Source organism: Commensalibacter sp. M0355 (assembly GCF_016101365.1).
GTDB lineage: Bacteria > Pseudomonadota > Alphaproteobacteria > Acetobacterales > Acetobacteraceae > Commensalibacter > Commensalibacter melissae.
This window is the reverse complement of record NZ_JACFQQ010000003.1, coordinates 202,908-219,676: the sequence shown is the minus strand read 5'-3', so window position 1 is coordinate 219,676 and position 16,769 is coordinate 202,908. Positions and strand designations below refer to the sequence as shown.

General features: G+C 39.1%; 11 protein-coding genes. 4 read left to right on the top strand and 7 right to left on the bottom strand.

What is annotated here, in order from left to right; genetic code table 11:
• Window positions 1–17: 17 nt before the first annotated feature.
• From narI to H3T44_RS06825, 5 genes are read right to left on the bottom strand one after another with little or no spacing between them, the layout of a single operon-like run.
• Window positions 18–704: a respiratory nitrate reductase subunit gamma gene (narI, locus tag H3T44_RS06845; RefSeq protein WP_155569702.1), complete on the bottom strand. Its 687-nt coding sequence runs from the start codon at window positions 702–704 to the stop codon at window positions 18–20.
• Window positions 688–1,344, bottom strand: a complete 657-nt coding sequence (gene narJ, locus H3T44_RS06840; protein WP_155567413.1) for a nitrate reductase molybdenum cofactor assembly chaperone — start codon at window positions 1,342–1,344, stop codon at window positions 688–690. The genes narI and narJ overlap by 17 nt, the downstream gene beginning before the upstream one ends.
• Window positions 1,344–2,900 (bottom strand): nitrate reductase subunit beta, encoded by a 1,557-nt coding sequence (gene narH, locus H3T44_RS06835; RefSeq protein WP_198196698.1) that lies wholly within the window; start codon window positions 2,898–2,900, stop codon window positions 1,344–1,346. Before narH ends, narJ begins: the two co-directional genes overlap by 1 nt.
• Before the next feature lie 10 nt (window positions 2,901–2,910).
• Complete coding sequence (locus H3T44_RS06830) at window positions 2,911–6,609, bottom strand: nitrate reductase subunit alpha (protein WP_198196696.1); 3,699 nt, start codon at window positions 6,607–6,609, stop codon at window positions 2,911–2,913.
• 32 nt (window positions 6,610–6,641) lie between these two features.
• Window positions 6,642–8,024, bottom strand: coding sequence for a NarK family nitrate/nitrite MFS transporter (locus H3T44_RS06825; protein WP_122124151.1), 1,383 nt, complete (start codon window positions 8,022–8,024; stop codon window positions 6,642–6,644).
• A gap of 275 nt (window positions 8,025–8,299) precedes the next feature.
• Between H3T44_RS06825 and H3T44_RS06820 the strand changes: the two genes are divergently transcribed.
• From H3T44_RS06820 to H3T44_RS06810, 3 genes are all read left to right on the top strand, one after another.
• Window positions 8,300–10,480, top strand: coding sequence for a TonB-dependent siderophore receptor (locus H3T44_RS06820; RefSeq protein ID WP_198196694.1), 2,181 nt, complete (start codon window positions 8,300–8,302; stop codon window positions 10,478–10,480).
• Window positions 10,481–10,542: 62 nt separating this feature from the next.
• A complete protein-coding gene (locus H3T44_RS06815; protein WP_198196692.1) occupies window positions 10,543–12,432 on the top strand; it encodes a histidine kinase in 1,890 nt (629 codons plus the stop codon).
• 18 nt (window positions 12,433–12,450) lie between these two features.
• Window positions 12,451–13,107, top strand: a complete 657-nt coding sequence (locus H3T44_RS06810; protein ID WP_155566077.1) for a response regulator transcription factor — start codon at window positions 12,451–12,453, stop codon at window positions 13,105–13,107.
• On the opposite strand, the gene H3T44_RS06805 is transcribed toward H3T44_RS06810, so the two are convergent.
• Window positions 13,104–13,856 (bottom strand): HesA/MoeB/ThiF family protein, encoded by a 753-nt coding sequence (locus H3T44_RS06805; protein ID WP_198196690.1) that lies wholly within the window; start codon window positions 13,854–13,856, stop codon window positions 13,104–13,106. The genes H3T44_RS06810 and H3T44_RS06805 overlap by 4 nt on opposite strands.
• A 206-nt stretch (window positions 13,857–14,062) precedes the next feature.
• Between H3T44_RS06805 and H3T44_RS06800 the strand changes: the two genes are divergently transcribed.
• Window positions 14,063–15,763, top strand: a complete 1,701-nt coding sequence (locus tag H3T44_RS06800) for an alginate export family protein (protein WP_198196688.1) — start codon at window positions 14,063–14,065, stop codon at window positions 15,761–15,763.
• Between the two features lie 96 nt (window positions 15,764–15,859).
• Here the strand turns inward: H3T44_RS06800 and H3T44_RS06795 are convergent, their stop codons facing one another.
• A complete protein-coding gene (locus H3T44_RS06795; RefSeq protein ID WP_198196686.1) occupies window positions 15,860–16,762 on the bottom strand; it encodes a ParB/RepB/Spo0J family partition protein in 903 nt (300 codons plus the stop codon).
• Window positions 16,763–16,769: the final 7 nt, after the last annotated feature.

The window sequence follows — 16,769 nt, the reverse complement described above, 5'->3', positions numbered from 1 at the left end:
AGTTCACATCTTCACGTTCATGAACGTGGTCTTACCAACTGCCAGCGTCGAGTTACATAACTGACCATGGCAAAGCCACTAAATACATGAACCAAACGGGTAAATGGGAAAATAGCAAATACCGTCATTCCCATAAAAAGATGGAATTTGAAGATTGGTGACGCATTCATGATATAAGCCACGGCATCACCTTGAAAGGTAATTGTATGCTGCACCCATGTCATAAGTTGAACCATTTCATGACCGTCCGTATGCTGAGCCGAAACAAAAATTGTTGATAAACCAAGTAACAAAGTCAATAATAACCAGACCAACAACAATTTATCACGCCAGGTACTATTTGCCAATATACGGGCTGAAGCAAATCTTCTGTGAATAAGGATCAAAATCCCAACCAAACAGATACTGCCCATGATGCCGCCAGCCATCATGGCGAAAATCTGTTTTGCTGAATGGGTAACTCCCAGTGTATCCCAAACCCAGATGGGTGTTAAAAGACCGAAAAGATGCCCAAAAAACAGACCTAAAATACCAATATGAAAACAGATATTTCCAAATCTTAATTGTCCACGATATAAAATCTGGCTGGAATCACTTTTCCATGAATATTGTTCACGTTCAAAACGTACCAAGCATCCAACAACAAAAATTGTTAATACGATATACGGATAAATTCCAAAAATAAATTTATCGAGATAATGCATGACTTGCCCCTTTATTTTTATTGTCTACAGAACAGAGATTACAGGCATTCGTTTGTAAAAGAGGTTCAACTCCCTCAATATTTGGGCCAAATTTCTCCATTGCCTCCTCCATATCTTTAACTGGGGGAACTTTTAAAGGTTGAGGTTGAACAGAAGAATAATTAACAAGTAAAGTGAAAATACCCGCATAGACAGACTGACTTTCCCGCAATTTTGATCCGATGTGATCAATCACGTCAATTGATGCCGCCAGTAAATCCTTTGCTTCACCTTCATTACAGACAGATAAAAACTCTAAAAATAAAGGCAAATAATCTGGTAATTCATCAATTACTGAAATATCATAACCGTTTGCCTTATATTCTGACATGAGATTGACTAGTGCTTGCCCCCTTAGACGGTCCTCACCGTGAATATGCTCAAATAAATGCAATGAACATGATGGATTACGATCGAAAAGTGAAACATACTCTTCTTGCAAATCAATCAAATCTTTTTCTTGCAAATGTTCCAATAAGGGAGAAAGCAAGCTCCATTCAATCTCAAGCGTTTTTAAACGTCCCAAAATTGAAGGGAGTGCATCAACCAATTCTTGCTCTGGATAACATAATAAAACTGAAAGTATCTTGAAAATTTCCATCAGCTATTGCTTTCTTTTGCCTTGTTCTGTTCACGATCCTCTACAGCGTCGTGAAAGATAATTGGAGAAACCTTTTTGCCAAAAAGACTTGCCTTATTCACCCCGTCAGAGCATCCATTCCCGAAAGTAAATCCACAGGAAGCCTTATCCTGGAATGCGTTTTCAACCATTTCCTTGTGGGATGATGGAATGACAAAACGATCTTCATAATTCGCAATCGCCATAATCTGATACATTTCTTCAATCTGGACTTCAGTCAAAGCCGTATCTTTCAAGACAGAACGATCAGGACATTGATCAACAGACTTGCTACGCATATAACGACGCATCGCGATCATGTTTTCCAAGGCATTAATAATGGGTTCTTCTTTCCCCGCCGTAAGCAAATTAGCCAAATAGCGAATTGGAATACGTAAATCCTTAATACCAGGAATAATTCCATTCTTGCCAATCATGCCATTCGCTACTGCAGACTGAATAGGCGATAAAGGTGGAATATACCAAACCATTGGTAAGGTGCGGTATTCTGGATGCAGGGGGAAAGCAACTTTCCATTCTACCGCCATTTTATAGACCGGTGAATTTCTTGCCGCATCCAGCCAGCTTTGGGGTATACCCTGTTTAAGAGCTTCCGCAATAATTGCCGGATCATTGGGATCTAAAAAAACATCAAGTTGGGATTCATACAAATTCTGGATATCTTCCGTAGATGCAGCCTCTTTAATTTTATCTGCATCATAAAGTAAAACACCCAGGTAACGAATACGCCCTACACATGTTTCGGAACAAACGGTTGGCTGTCCACCTTCAATACGTGGATAACAGAATATACATTTTTCTGCTTTACCAGAAACCCAGTTAAAATATATCTTTTTGTAGGGACAACCCGAGACACACATCCTCCAGCCGCGACATTTATCCTGATCTATCAGGACAATACCGTCATCCTCACGTTTATAAATTGAACCTGAAGGACAACTTGCAACACAGGCTGGATTTAAACAATGCTCGCACAATCTTGGTAAATACATAAGAAATGTATTTTCAAAAGTTGACAGCATATCCTTTTGAATACCATCAAAAAGCTTGTCTTTTGCACGCTTTGAAAACTCTCCACCAAGATCATCCTCCCAGTTTGGTCCCCAATGTATTTTTTCCATTTTTTGTCCGGTTAGGACCGAAACTGGTCGGGCAACAGGGGGGGTTTTTACATCCGGAGAATTTTGCAAACGTTCATAATCATATGTAAAGGGTTCATAATAATCATCAATTTGCGGAAGATTGGGATTGGCAAATATATTTGCCATAATGTGCAACTTGCCACCCTGACGGGGACGCAACTTGCCACCTTTTAAAACCCATCCACCATTATATTTATCCTGGTTTTCCCATTCCTTGGGATATCCAACCCCTGGTTTTGATTCAACGTTATTGAACCATGCATATTCAACACCATCTCGACTGGTCCATACATTTTTACATGTCACGGAACAAGTATGGCATCCTATGCATTTATCCAGATTCAACACCATGCCAATTTGAGCTCTAATTTTCATTGGTAATCTCTTATGCCTCAACTTTTGGGTAATTAACGCTAACAGTCTCTTCAAGCCAATCGACATGCTTCATTTTACGGACAACAACAAATTCATCACGATTTGAACCAACTGTTCCATAATAGTTAAAACCATAGGAATATTGCGCATAACCGCCAATCATATGTGTCGGTTTTAAGACTGTTCTTGTTACCGAATTATGAATGCCGCCGCGTTTTTTTGAAACTTCTGCACCGGGAACATTGATGATCTTTTCCTGAGCATGATACATCAAGGTCATTCCTTCTGGAACACGCTGACTTACAATTGCTCTGGCCGTTAAAGTTCCATTTAGATTGAAAACCTCAATCCAGTCATTATCAATGATACCAGCCTTTTGTGCATCAATTTCGGAAAGCCAGACATGTGGCCCGCCACGCGATAATGTCAACATCCGTAAATTATCGGAGTAAGTACTATGAATGCCCCATTTTTGATGTGGTGTGATAAAATTCAGGACTATTTCTGGATTTCCGTTACCATGCTGTCCCAAAACCTTTTGAGTTGTTTTCAAGTCAACCGCTGGACGATAGACACACAACATTTCACCAAATGCACGCATCCATTGATGATCCTGATAAAACTGCTGCCGACCGGTCAGGGTTCTCCAAGGAATCAATTCATGAACATTTGTATAACCAGCATTGTAACTTACCGTTTCACTTTCCAGGCCTGACCAGGTTGGGGAAGATATAATCTTACGTGGCTGAACCTGTATATCACGAAAACGAATGGAATCATGTTCACGAGGAGTGGCCAAATACGTATGGTCAATACCTGTTACTTTTGATAATGCTCCCCATGCCTTGACAGCGATATGCCCATTTGTTTCAGGAGCAAGATTCAGGATCATTTCAGCCGCATCAATAGCAGTATCAAGTCTCGGCTGTCCCTTTGCAATACCCTGACCAACAACCTTGTTTAAATTACGTAATTGATCAACCTCATGCTTGGTATCCCAACTTATACCTTTACCACCATTACCGAGTTTTTCAAGTAAAGGACCAATTGATGTAAACTGTTCATAAATCGCTCCATAATTTCGCTCGATAACTTTCATGGCTGGCATTGTCTTACCAGGAATAGGATCACATTCACCCTTTTTCCAGTCTTTAACGTCAAAAGGCTGTCCCAACTCTTGTGGAGTGTCATGCATTAAGGGTGTCAAGACAAGATCTTTTTGATTTCCAAGATATCCTGCGGCGAGTTCAGAAAATTTTCCAGCCAGTCCTTTGAAAATCTCCCAATCACTTTTACTTTGCCATAAAGGTTGTACAGCCTCGCTTAAAGGATGAATAAAGGGATGCATATCCGATGTATTCAAGTCATTTTTCTCGTACCAGGTGGCCGTCGGAAGAATTACATCTGCATATAAACAAGTCGTTGACATACGGAAATCCAAGACGACCAGAAGATCCAGTTTACCTTCTGCGGCTTCTCTTACCTTGATTTCCTTCGGTTTAATACAATTTTGCTCTTCACTTAAAACTGCATTCTGAGTACCCAAAAGATATTTAAGGAAATATTCATGTCCCTTACCTGAAGAACCAAGAATATTGGAACGCCATACAAACATGTTGCGTGGAAAGTTCGCTGGATTATCAGGGTCATTACAAGACATGTCAATTGCACCTGATTTCAATCCTTCAACCGCATAGTCAATGGGATCTTTATTTTGAGCAATTGCATTTTGTGTCAACGTCAACGGATTCATTGACAATTGCGGTGCAGAAGGTAACCATCCCATCCGTTCAGCCTTGGCATTACAATCAATCAGCGCCATACCTTCAAATTCACTCAGGCTATTTTGTGAGGCAACTTCATTGATAGCCAGCTTTTCATGACGCCATTGACTTGTATGATTGTAAAAGAAGGATGTTCCGTTCATCTGACGAGATGGACGATTCCAATCCAATCCAAATGCCAATGGAGCCCAACCGGTTTGTGGCCTCAGTTTTTCCTGACCAACATAATGGCACCAGCCACCTCCACTTTGACCTATACATCCACAAAGCATCAACATGTTGATAATGCCACGATAGGACATATCCATATGATACCAGTGATTTAATCCGGCACCCACAATGACCATGCTTTTACCATGAGTTTTATCGGCATTTTGGGCAAATTCACGAGCAACCTGAATAACCAATTCAGGTTTTACACCAGTATGTTTTTCCTGCCATTTAGGAGTATAGGGAACATCATCCATATAATCTCTAGCGCCATCACCTAGACCACGGTCAATACTGTAATTGGCAGCCATTAAATCAAAAACTGTAGTAACCTTTACCTGATTGCCATCAGCCAAGGTAATGGTTTTAACCGGAACCTTTCGGAGCATCTGTTCATTTTTGCTTTCTCCAGCAAAATAATTGAACACAACCTCCGCAACATTATCATGCTTACCCAGCAGACTAAGTTGGGCCTTAACGGTCTGTCCTTTGCTATCCTGTTCCTTAAGATTCCATTGACCTGTTTCACCCCAGCGAAAACCAATTGATCCTTTGGGGGTTACAATCTGTCCCGTCAATTCATCAATAACAAGCGTTTTCCATTCAGGATTGTTTTTTTCATCAAGCTGATCTGCCAAATGACTGGCACGTAAGAAATATCCGGGAAACAGTTGGCCATTCTTTTCATCAAGCATAACCAGCATTGGCATATCTGTATATTGACGGCAATATGACGTAAAATATTCAGAGGGACGATCTAGATGAAATTCTTTGAAGATTACGTGTCCCATCGCCATGGATAAGGCAGCATCCGTACCTTGTTTGGGAGAGAGCCATATATCACTGAATTTTACCATTTCACCATAATCTGATGAAACAGCGACCGTTTTTGTACCTTTATAACGAACTTCGGCATAAAAATGAGCGTCTGGCGTACGAGTCATGGGGATATTTGATCCCCACACTAGTAAATAGGTTGAATTATACCAATCTGCTGATTCCGGAACATCGGTTTGCTCGCCCCATATTTGTGGGCTTGCTGGTGGCAGATCGCAATACCAATCATAAAAAGATAGCGGAACACCCCCAATAAGAGAAAGATAACGGGATCCGGAAGCGTAGCTGACCATCGACATAGCCGGAATAGGAGAAAATCCAATAATACGGTCAGGACCATATTTTTTGATGGTAAAGTTATTTGCCGCGGCAACAAGCTCGTTGACTTCCCGCCAGGTTGATCGGACAAATCCGCCCAATCCACGTCTTTTCTTGTAAGAACTGGCCAATTCTGGTGTTTGACTGATATATTCCCAGGCGGATATCGGATCCATCTTCTGACGTGCATCACGCCATAATCTAGCCAGCTGTCCACGCAGCATTGGATATTTAACACGTTGGGCAGAATAAACATACCAGCTGTAAGATGCCCCGCGAGGACATCCCCTGGGTTCATGATTGGGTAGATCCGCACGAGTTCTCGGATAATTTGTCTGTTGGGTTTCCCAGGTAATCAATCCACTTTTAACATAGATTTTCCAACTGCAGGATCCGGTGCAATTCACACCGTGAGTTGATCTTACGATTTTATCCTGTTGCCAACGTTGTCTATACGCGTCTTCCCATTTTCTGTCCTCGTTAACAACAGCGCCATGCCCGTCAGCAAAACTGCTTTTCGTTTTTTTAAAAAAGTTTAAACGATCTAATATATGGCTCATAATCAATTTCCAAATTCTAAATCAAATTTGTCTTAACAACGTATTTCCGCATTTTTGCGAAGGTAGTACCAACGATTTATCAAAAGGCAAAATACGTAAAATCCAACAAAAATATAAAAAGCTAAATTATACGATCCGGTATAACTTAAAGAGGTTCCATACAGTTTTGGAATTATAAATCCACCATAGGCACCAATAGCCCCCATAAAACCAAGAACCGCACCGGTTTCCTTGGCAGCATCCTCATTCATCTGCTCTTCAGATTCAGCTTTTTGTTTTTTAAGGTATTTCTGGTAAAATATTGTGAATATTCCGGGAACCTGGGCAAATACAGATCCATTTCCCAATCCAACAAAAATGAACAGGATCATAAAACTTATCAGGAAGCCGACAAAACTTCTTGATTCTTCCGGGGCTGAGATGAAAAAAACGATACATAAGGAAAAAACAATCATACCCAGGAAACTGATTTGAGTTACCCGTGTCGCCTTGAATTTGTCAGAGGCAATTCCCCCAACAACTCTAAATATGGACCCCAGCAAAGGACCTAAAAAAGCGTATTTTATAGGATTAACATTAACGAATTCATGCTTTATCAACAGGGGCAATGCCGCTGAAAAACCGATAAAGGATCCAAATGTACCCAGATAAAGCAAACAGGCAACCCAGGTATGTTTACGCTTGAAAATTATTGATTGCTCTGAAAAAGATGCCTTGACCGTGGCAAGGTCATTCATCCCAAACCAGGCAGCGATAACGGTTACCGCAATAAAAGGTACCCAAATATAGGTGATATTCTGTAACCAGACAAGACTCTGCTGACCGTTATGAATACGTGTTTCTGGTCCACCCCCCAAAACACCAAAGATACTGATGCCAATGACCCACAAGGTAACAAATTGTACAAACGGTACACCAAGATTTCCCAGTCCAGCATTTACCCCCGTGGCAAATCCCTTTCTTGATTTAGGGAAAAAATATCCGATATTTGCCATAGAGGAGCTGAAATTTGCCCCACCAAATCCACATAACAGGGCCAAGATCACCATTGTTGCAAAACTGGTATTTGGATTTTGTATGCATATACCAAAACCAATGGTTGGAATCAAAAGGGTGGCTGTTGAAAAAACCGTCCATCTTCTTCCACCAAAAATGGGAACCATAAAGGCATAGATGATTCTCAGGGTTGCCCCTGACAATGCAGACAATGCCGTTAAAAGCATTAGTTGATTTTGAGTATATTTAAATCCAACTTCTGGTAGATAGACAACAACGACACTCCATAATTGCCATACAACGAAAGCAAGTAAAAGAGCAGGAACGGAAATCCATAAATTCCGTAAAGCAATAACACGTCCTTGCTTTTCCCAAAACTGTTGATTTTCCGGTTCCCATTTTGTTAGTAAATGAGACATTTTTTTTCCTTGGTTGATGAACCAATACGTTTATATCTGTATTGTTTTGATCTTTATTGTATAAGTTAAATAAAACGCATAATTGTTTTAATATTATTTACATCTTCCGCAAGATCGAACCAATTAGTCAAAAGCTTATAGAAATCTGGAATAATGACTAGGTTGTTTATAGCCATTTGGCTAAGTATAATTAGTCGTTTTCCTACTATTAATATATCATATTCATTTCCATTATTAGAATAATTTCTTGAATTATTAATCCATGAAGAATTTACATGAATAGAAAACAAAAATATATTCTACCTCTGCTTCTTCTTTTCCCTCTTCAAACAATGGCACAAAAGATTTCAACCTCGAACAATATGGAAAGAGATGATGAAAAATCCGAAAAAATTACTGTAAGGGGACAAAGAAGGGCTGACGGATCAGTTGCGGTAATGAGTACTCCAGACGTTACCTTGGGCCCCTTGGGTTCCTTGAAATCTGAAGACGCACCTTTTTCAATCATGTCAGTTCCTCATGACGTTATTGCCAATCAACAGGCAAGAAACGTTAATGATCTAATGAAATACCTTCCTTCCGTACAACTCGAGGCCCGTGGATCTGCAGGCATGGCCAGGCCGCAATCCAGGGGGTTTGAGGGGGACGTAACAGCAAACAGCCGTATTGACGGGCTCAATATGACAACCACCACCCCCTATCCAACGGAAATGTTTGAAAATTTGCAGGTTCTGAACGGGTTAGCCGGGGCTATGTATGGCCCACAAAATCCAGCCGGCATTTTCAGTTACCAGCTCAAACGTCCCACTGACCGTCGTACGGAACATCTTTCAATCAATTACGATTCAATTGGTGCCGTGACGGAATATGCGGATGTGTCTGGTCGAGTCGGTAAAAATGGGTGGTTTGGATATCGTTTAAACCTTCTGCATGATGAAGGCACCGCCTATGTGGAACACAGTCAGTTAAAACGTAATCTGGTCAGTGGTGATTTTGATATTCATCTTTCCTCCAAAACCGTTATTGAGATAGATGCCAGCCATTATACCTATAATGAAAGGGGAACAGCGACGAATTTTTCGTTTGATAATTCCATTCAACTGCCATCCGCACCCAATATGGCCAAGGCCTATCTTGGGCAAAAATATGCCGGCTTTAATACGGAAACAAATACCTTTCTCGGAAAAATCAAACACCAAATCAATAAAAAATGGAGATTTACTGCGGGAGGGCTCTATCAGGATGCCAAACGAGAGATGTTCAACAACAACAATCGACTCCTAAACAGCCAGGGTGATTATCAACAATCTATTTCGGTAGCCGGTCAGGCAAACGTTTTTCAGGTAGGGAGCAATTTTGCCTATGTGAATGGAGAAGTAAATACAGATTTTGTAAAACATGAACTTGTTTTGGGCACCAATGGATATATGAGGGGTAATTACAATCCCACTCATACTGAAACAATCAATCTTGGAACCAGCAACATACACAATCCTCGTCCATTACCGGGTCATAGACCAAAAGGATGGGGACGTTATCAATCGGCCTTAATCCAGCAACAAGCCCTGATTGCAGGCGATACAATCCATTTTAATCAACAATGGGCCATTATGGGTGTTTTCAGCTGGAGCTGGTTAAGCAATGACAGCTGGAACATGAAGGGAAAGAAAACCGCACACAATTCCCATGATGCGGCATTTAGTCCAACAACAAGCCTGATTTATCATCCTCTTGAAGGTCATACCGCCTATTTCACTTGGGCAAGAAGTCTGCAGGCGGGAGATATTGCCCCAGCGACGGGAGTAATTAATCCAAACCAGATCATGGCTCCCTATCGTAGTGAAGAATATGAAGTGGGCTATAAGGTCAAATTCAACCGCCTGTGGTTAAATGTTGCGGCATTCCGTATGACACGTCCATATGCATTTATCAATCCAACAACCCATATTTTTGCCGTCGCAGGACAACAGCGCAATTATGGGGTTGAATTTCAGGTCGCAGGACAGATATGGGATAGTCTATCTATTCTTGGAGGTGTTACATGGCTTGATGCACAATTGGGAAAAACAGGAAATATTGCCACCTCTCATAAACAAATTGTTGGTGTCCCACCTGTTCAGGCCAACCTGCTGATTGACTACCAATTACCTGTCGCAAAAGATCACATCCTGTATGGTATGGCATTCAACATCAATCTTCACTATACAGATCGTCGGGCTGCCAATAATTACAACACCACTTTTGCCAAGGGGTATTTTACGACAGATGTCGGGATGCGCTACGCCTTCAATGTCTTTAACACCCCACTTGCAGCACGATTTAATGTCAATAATGTAACCAATAAACATTATTGGATGTCTGTATATCCATCCTCAATTAACGGAGGCACCGCAAATAACAGTGCTTATGCTGGATTACCCAGAACATATCAATTTTCATTGGCAGTTGATTTCTAATATTTAATTCAAATATATGTTAAAATAATCTTATCATAATATTTACGAACAATTATCAAATAATGAAAATCACGCGGTATTTTAACAAGCTTTCAACCAAACTGCTTACCTGTACTATCGCATGGGTTGTATGTGCCATATTCTTTACGGGATATGCACTCTCCCTGCTTTGGCAGCTTGAAAATGCTGGAATTGCCATCAATTATACAGGCAGTTTGCGCATGCGTGTCTATTACATGATGTTACTTTCTAATCAAAATGATTATGTAAACCTGCAGCATGAACAAACGAAATTTATTACAATCCTTAATAAATTAAAAAAATACGATAATAATACCCTAATTTTTTCAAATAATAAAAAAATAAACCTGCAAATAAAATATATTGAAAAAACCTATAATAACCAGATATTGCCGCTTATAAACCAGTCCTCTGGATATCACAGATTAACTGACAAAAATTATTATCATCTCAACACATTCGTAGAAGACATTGATCTTTTAGTCAAACTGATCGAAAACCAAAATACGCAAGACATCATTTGGCTTCGATACATAATCACAACAATTATCCTGATGATACTGATAACTGCCTTTTCGAGCATATCCCTGTTATATAAATCAGTCATCAATCCATTGAAACATCTTGAATCAAGTATTAAAGCCCTAAGTCAGGGTAATCTATCCAAACGTATTCCTGTAAATGGCAGTAGTGAATTTGATATTGTCTCCTCCGGTTTTAACCAGATGGCACATAATTTGCAGGACTTATACAATAACCTTGAACATAAAGTTTCGGATAAAACACTTGCATTAAAGAAAAAGAATCATGAATTAACTATTCTTTATGACATGATCACCTTTTTACATACCTGCCTGACTCCCAATATGGCAACCGAGAGATTCCTTGAAAAAATTATTGATTTAAGTCAAGCGGATGCCGGATTTATCGGCTTTCTTAACGAAGAGAAAGACGCCATGAATTTTATTTGTAGCCAAGGTTTTCCAGCACAATTAAACACCATTGAACAATGTTATTTTTCTGCCAACTGTTTTTTTGATATTTCTTCCCTGCCCAAAAATTCCTATCCTATTTGCGTCAAAACTGATCAGCAGGAAAACTGTCTTATACCCTCGTGCGTTAAAAAATTATTTAGTCATTTTATCATTTTTCCTATTTGGCATAATAAAAATGAAATAGGGTTAATGGTTCTATATTTTAAAAAAAGGGAATCTACTTTTTCTCCAGAAACCTACCACTTGATTGAAACATTGACCTGTCAACTTGGTGTATCCATTGAAAATTACCAATTAACCGCCAAAGAAAAACAGCTTGCCATTATGGAGGAACGCAACTTAATTGCACAGGGATTGCATGATAGCATAGCACAAGCATTGTCCTTTCTTAACTTGCAAGCTCAAATGCTTGAAAAGGCAATCAATAAGAATGACCTTGACAAAGCCAAGCAAAATCTGGATTTTATTCAGCGTGGCGTGCAAGAATCCTATGACGATGTTCGTGAACTGTTAATGAATTTTCGAACCAAGATTGGCAAGGAAGATTTTGAGACTGTTGTTAAGAAAGTCGTGAACCGTTTCAAAGCCCAGACAAAAATACCTGTAAAATTAATTAATCTGCAAAAATTTTTATTTATTACAAAACAACAGCAATTACAGATCATTTTTATTCTTCAAGAAGCTTTATCCAATATTCGTAAACATTCAAAATGCAAGCTTGCAACAATTGAATTTAGTTATAATAATTTTTTCATGATGCGTATTCATGATGATGGTGTCGGATTTGACCTTAATACCTTGCAAAAAAAACAACAGAACCATATCGGTTTATCAATTATCCAAGAGAGGGCAGAAAATATTTCCGGAAAAATAAACATTACCTCAACACCTAATCATGGTACAACCTTGGAACTGACTATTCCGATAAACTTATAGAACGGTAGTATAAAGAAAATGCAAACAAAAATTAAAATTCTGCTTATTGACGATCATTCTTTATTTCGTTCAGGATTGAAATTTCTTCTTAACAATCAGGAAGATATAGAGGTTATTGGAGAGGCGCAAAATGGATCAGAAGGTATAAAACTGGCCCAGAAACTTAACCCTGATATCATCCTCCTTGATCTGGATATGCCAAGAATGGGTGGAAAAGAAACGCTCCAAAACCTTTTAAATATTAATCCAGACCTTAATGTCCTAATTTTAACTGTTTCTGAAGATAATGATGACCTTATTCAATGTATGACACTTGGAGCAAAAGGCTATCTTTTGAAAAATATCAATACCGATTTTCTATTGGACAGTATTCACAAAGTTTATGAAGGAAATAATATTCTCTCCCCAGCCATGATATCAACCCTTATCGATCAATTCCGACCCAATGAAAAGGAAAAGAACGAAGATCTCTATGATTCTTTAACACCAAGGGAAAAAGAAATATTGGCTTGGCTGACCAAGGGAATAAGTAATAAAGAAATTGCCCGTTTTTTGAGCGTGTCAGAAAGTACAATCAAATTACATGTTCAGAACATATTACGAAAACTTAATTTACACAGCAGGGTTCAGGCAGCAATTTATGCCCTAGAACATGGTTTTGACAAAACACCCTAGTTCCTCGAACAACCACACACGTTACAATGCGGATTGCGATCACATTCCAGCATATGAAAAGAAAAATTCAAAGCATTATAATGCAGTATCCTGCCTGTAAGAGCTTGACCCATCCTGGATATTACCTTCAAAGTCTCTGAAGCCTGCATAGCTCCCATTGTATTGACCAATGGGGCGTAAACACCGGTAAATGAACAACGGTCCTGTTCTGTTTCCGCTCCATCAAATAGACAGGCGTAACATGGTGATCGATCATTATTTGAGTCAAATACACTTAATTGCCCTTCAAACCGTATGGCCGAGGCATAAATTAAAGGTATTTTACTAGAATATGCAACCCGCCCGATCATTTGTCGGGTTTTTAAATTGTCACTACAATCCAAAATCACATCATAATCATGAATTAATGAAGATAATTCATCCTCGGATAAACGGTAAGGCACAGTATCAACAGTAATATCCGGATTTTGTCTATGAATGAAATCAGCCATTACATGATTTTTGAATTTACCAATATCATCAGGTGTATAGTATGTCTGTCGTTGTAAATTGGACAGTTCGATCCTGTCATTATCAACCAGCATTAAACTGCCAATACCCGCAGCAGCAAGAATAGGAATTGCTGCACAACCCAGTCCCCCACATCCTATAACCATAACACGGCTATCTAAAAACCGTTTTTGTCCATCCAAATCAATTTGCGGCAAAAGGATATGGCGACTGTATCTTACCAATTGATCTTCATGCATTATTTGAAATAACCCAAATAAATAACCATATAATGATAAGCGTCATAAAGAATACTAGCCATAAGACTAGCAACAAAATATTCACAAAGATTAATATAATCTTATTCTTAATATAAATAATACTATACATGTGGATAATATAAATTCTTTTCTTAAAAGAATAATATAATTAAATAAAACAATAATATTAGTATGAATGATAAACTATGAATAAATCAACTATTCTGGCTAGTTTAAAAGTAGTTAATCATATTTGTTTCTCATTACTACTTTTAACTTCAATACATACTTACGCTAAAGATCAAACAAAACAAACATTACTTCCAACAGATTCAAAAATTCAAAATAAAACCGATTCTACATTTACTGATTACTCAAATCTTAATAACCGTTGTGCAAAAGTTGTCACAGCGGCTGGTAAATATGGAAATACACGACATCCGGATTGGGGTGTCTTCAACAAACACAGCGGTTTTGGACCTGTTGGTAATTATTCTTGGTATGCTTTTGGACAATATGCCCCATACGCACAAGCAAGATGGGCAGAAGACTGGAGCGGATTATGCAATGATCCTCATAAAAATGATGACTGGTTTAACCGACTCAAGTATATTCCCCTGAATGATTCTGGGGATATCTGGCTGAGTTTAAACGGCAATGAGCGGTTTCGTCATGTTTTCGACAGCAAACCATATATGGGATTTGGAGCCAAAACAAATTCCAACCGTTTATTGATTCGTAGCGTTTATGGTGCTGATTTGCATATTGGTTCCCACGTAAGAGCTTATGCCGAGCTCATTAATGGTGTTGCTGGTGGCAGCAACACTTTTGGCTATCAAACAGGTTTTCAACGTAAACGACTTGATATGCAGCAAGGTTTTTTAGAAATAAAGGGGAACCTGCTTGGTGCAAAAATGGGGGCAATGGGAGGACGTCAATATTTTGTTGATGCACCACTCTCCATGACTTCCGCACGGGAACTGACTAATATTCGTTACAGTTGGGATGGATTCCGAGGCTATGCTTTCTGGAAAAATTTCAGAGTCGACATTTTTGACTTCTGGCAAACTGACTTTTCCAAAGATCATGTTTTTGGTGCAGGGCCAAGTTATAATGCTCGCATGTTTGGTGGTTTGGCCAGTTATGCTCTTCCCAGCTTTAAAGTGCAGAATGTGAATAGCCAATTATTTCTTGATGCCTTTTATATTGGTTACCTTTATAACGGTAATGCTGCAGGTCTTCCCACACCAACACCCGGGAAAAACCGTCAAGGCTCTACAAGACGTGATAATATCGGCGGAAGGTTGAACGGAAATATTGGCAATTTCACCATTGATGTTACAGGTATATATCAGGGTGGTGAATTCCGTCCCGCAAATTCTGGTAGTAAAACACGTCCAGTCAGAGCCTATGCATTTAATGCGATTTTTGCTTATAACTTTAAAAACGTGCCGGGAAATTTGTCATTGGGCTTGCAAAGCGACTATTTTTCTGGTGGTAACTATCACAAAGATCACGGCGCGGTCAGAAATTTTGCTGTTCCCTATTTTACAACAGCAAATTATCAGGATATGACGCTATATCTGGCAACTTCCAATACAGTCAGTACAGGTCCTTTAATTACTTACAATCCAACAAAAAAAGCACTTGTCAAATTGCACGCACCTGTAATTTGGAGAGCCAATACCAATGATACGATCTACGGTGTCGGATTCAACTATCCTTTGCGTGACAATTATTCTGGTGGATTTGTTGGTGCAATTCCCCAGTTTACTCTCGCTTATGCAATTGCTCCCCATCTTGTTTTAACTGGAGACTTTGGCGGTGTTCTAGCCTCACAATCCATAAAAAAAGCTGGTGGCAATGACAGTGCTTTCCTTATGGAAACACTCGACTTCAGGTTTTAACCTTTTTCATTCTATACTTTACTTATTATTTTGTCGCTTATTTTTAATAATAAGCGACTTTTTTTATTATGAGTCTATGAAGTATCAATATTTCATTTAATTTTTTAACAACGTTAAAATCTCATCAAACTGTTCAAGGGATTTATAAAATATTTTTAAGGACCCACCTTTACCATCAAATTGAATTTTGACATTAAACCCTAATCTGCCACGCAAATCTTTTTCAAGTGACTCTATCTCAGGATCGATTGGCTTTTTTTTCAAGTGTAAATTTTTATTAACCGCTTTGGCATTTTTAACTAGGGCTTCTGTTTGTCTTACCGTTAAATCATCTTGAATAATTTCCTTTGCCGTTGATACAGGATCGGGATGCATAAGCAAGGCTCTTGCATGTCCTGGAGTTAATATCCCGTTTTTCAAATAATTTATAATCTCATCCGGCAATTGCAATAGGCGGATTATATTAGCAATATGTGAACGTGATTTACCCAATGCAGAAGATAACTCATCCTGAGTAAGATTGAACTCATTTAATAATCTTGAAAAACCTTCAGCCTCTTCGATAATATTTAAATCCGTACGCTGTAAATTTTCCACTAATGCGACAGCCATTGCATCTTTGTCAGTAAAAGAGCAGATCCTAACCGGCACCTCATCAATCATGGCCAGTTGGGCAGCACGCCAGCGACGTTCCCCAGCAACAATTTGGTATTGACCCTTTTGGGTATCTTTTTCCTTAACCAGCAGAGGTTGTAAAATACCATGTTGTCTGATTGAGTCCGCCAACTCTTGTAAAGCTTCAGGCTGCATAATTTGTCGAGGTTGAAAAGGACCAGGCTCAATTATGTCAATAGGTAAAATCTGCATTTTCAAATCTGAAATCCCAAGATCGGATCCGATATCTTTCTGATTATCCTCATTTTTAACCGACTCCCCTAATAAAGCGGCAAGTCCTCTTCCCAAACGAATTTTACCCTGATCCCTTTTCTTACCCTTCATATTTCCT

What these genes read in the sequence shown, in the direction of transcription:
- H3T44_RS06805 (WP_198196690.1), bottom strand. Translation starts at nt 13,856, where the DNA reads ATGCATGAAGATCAATTGGTAAGATACAGTCGCCATATCCTTTTGCCG.
- narH (WP_198196698.1), bottom strand. Translation starts at nt 2,900, where the DNA reads ATGAAAATTAGAGCTCAAATTGGCATGGTGTTGAATCTGGATAAATGC.
- H3T44_RS06825 (WP_122124151.1), bottom strand. Translation starts at nt 8,024, where the DNA reads ATGTCTCATTTACTAACAAAATGGGAACCGGAAAATCAACAGTTTTGG.
- H3T44_RS06815 (WP_198196692.1), top strand. Translation starts at nt 10,543, where the DNA reads ATGAAAATCACGCGGTATTTTAACAAGCTTTCAACCAAACTGCTTACC.
- H3T44_RS06820 (WP_198196694.1), top strand. Translation starts at nt 8,300, where the DNA reads ATGAATAGAAAACAAAAATATATTCTACCTCTGCTTCTTCTTTTCCCT.
- H3T44_RS06800 (WP_198196688.1), top strand. Translation starts at nt 14,063, where the DNA reads ATGAATAAATCAACTATTCTGGCTAGTTTAAAAGTAGTTAATCATATT.
- H3T44_RS06795 (WP_198196686.1), bottom strand. Translation starts at nt 16,762, where the DNA reads ATGAAGGGTAAGAAAAGGGATCAGGGTAAAATTCGTTTGGGAAGAGGA.
- H3T44_RS06810 (WP_155566077.1), top strand. Translation starts at nt 12,451, where the DNA reads ATGCAAACAAAAATTAAAATTCTGCTTATTGACGATCATTCTTTATTT.
- narI (WP_155569702.1), bottom strand. Translation starts at nt 704, where the DNA reads ATGCATTATCTCGATAAATTTATTTTTGGAATTTATCCGTATATCGTA.
- H3T44_RS06830 (WP_198196696.1), bottom strand. Translation starts at nt 6,609, where the DNA reads ATGAGCCATATATTAGATCGTTTAAACTTTTTTAAAAAAACGAAAAGC.
- narJ (WP_155567413.1), bottom strand. Translation starts at nt 1,344, where the DNA reads ATGGAAATTTTCAAGATACTTTCAGTTTTATTATGTTATCCAGAGCAA.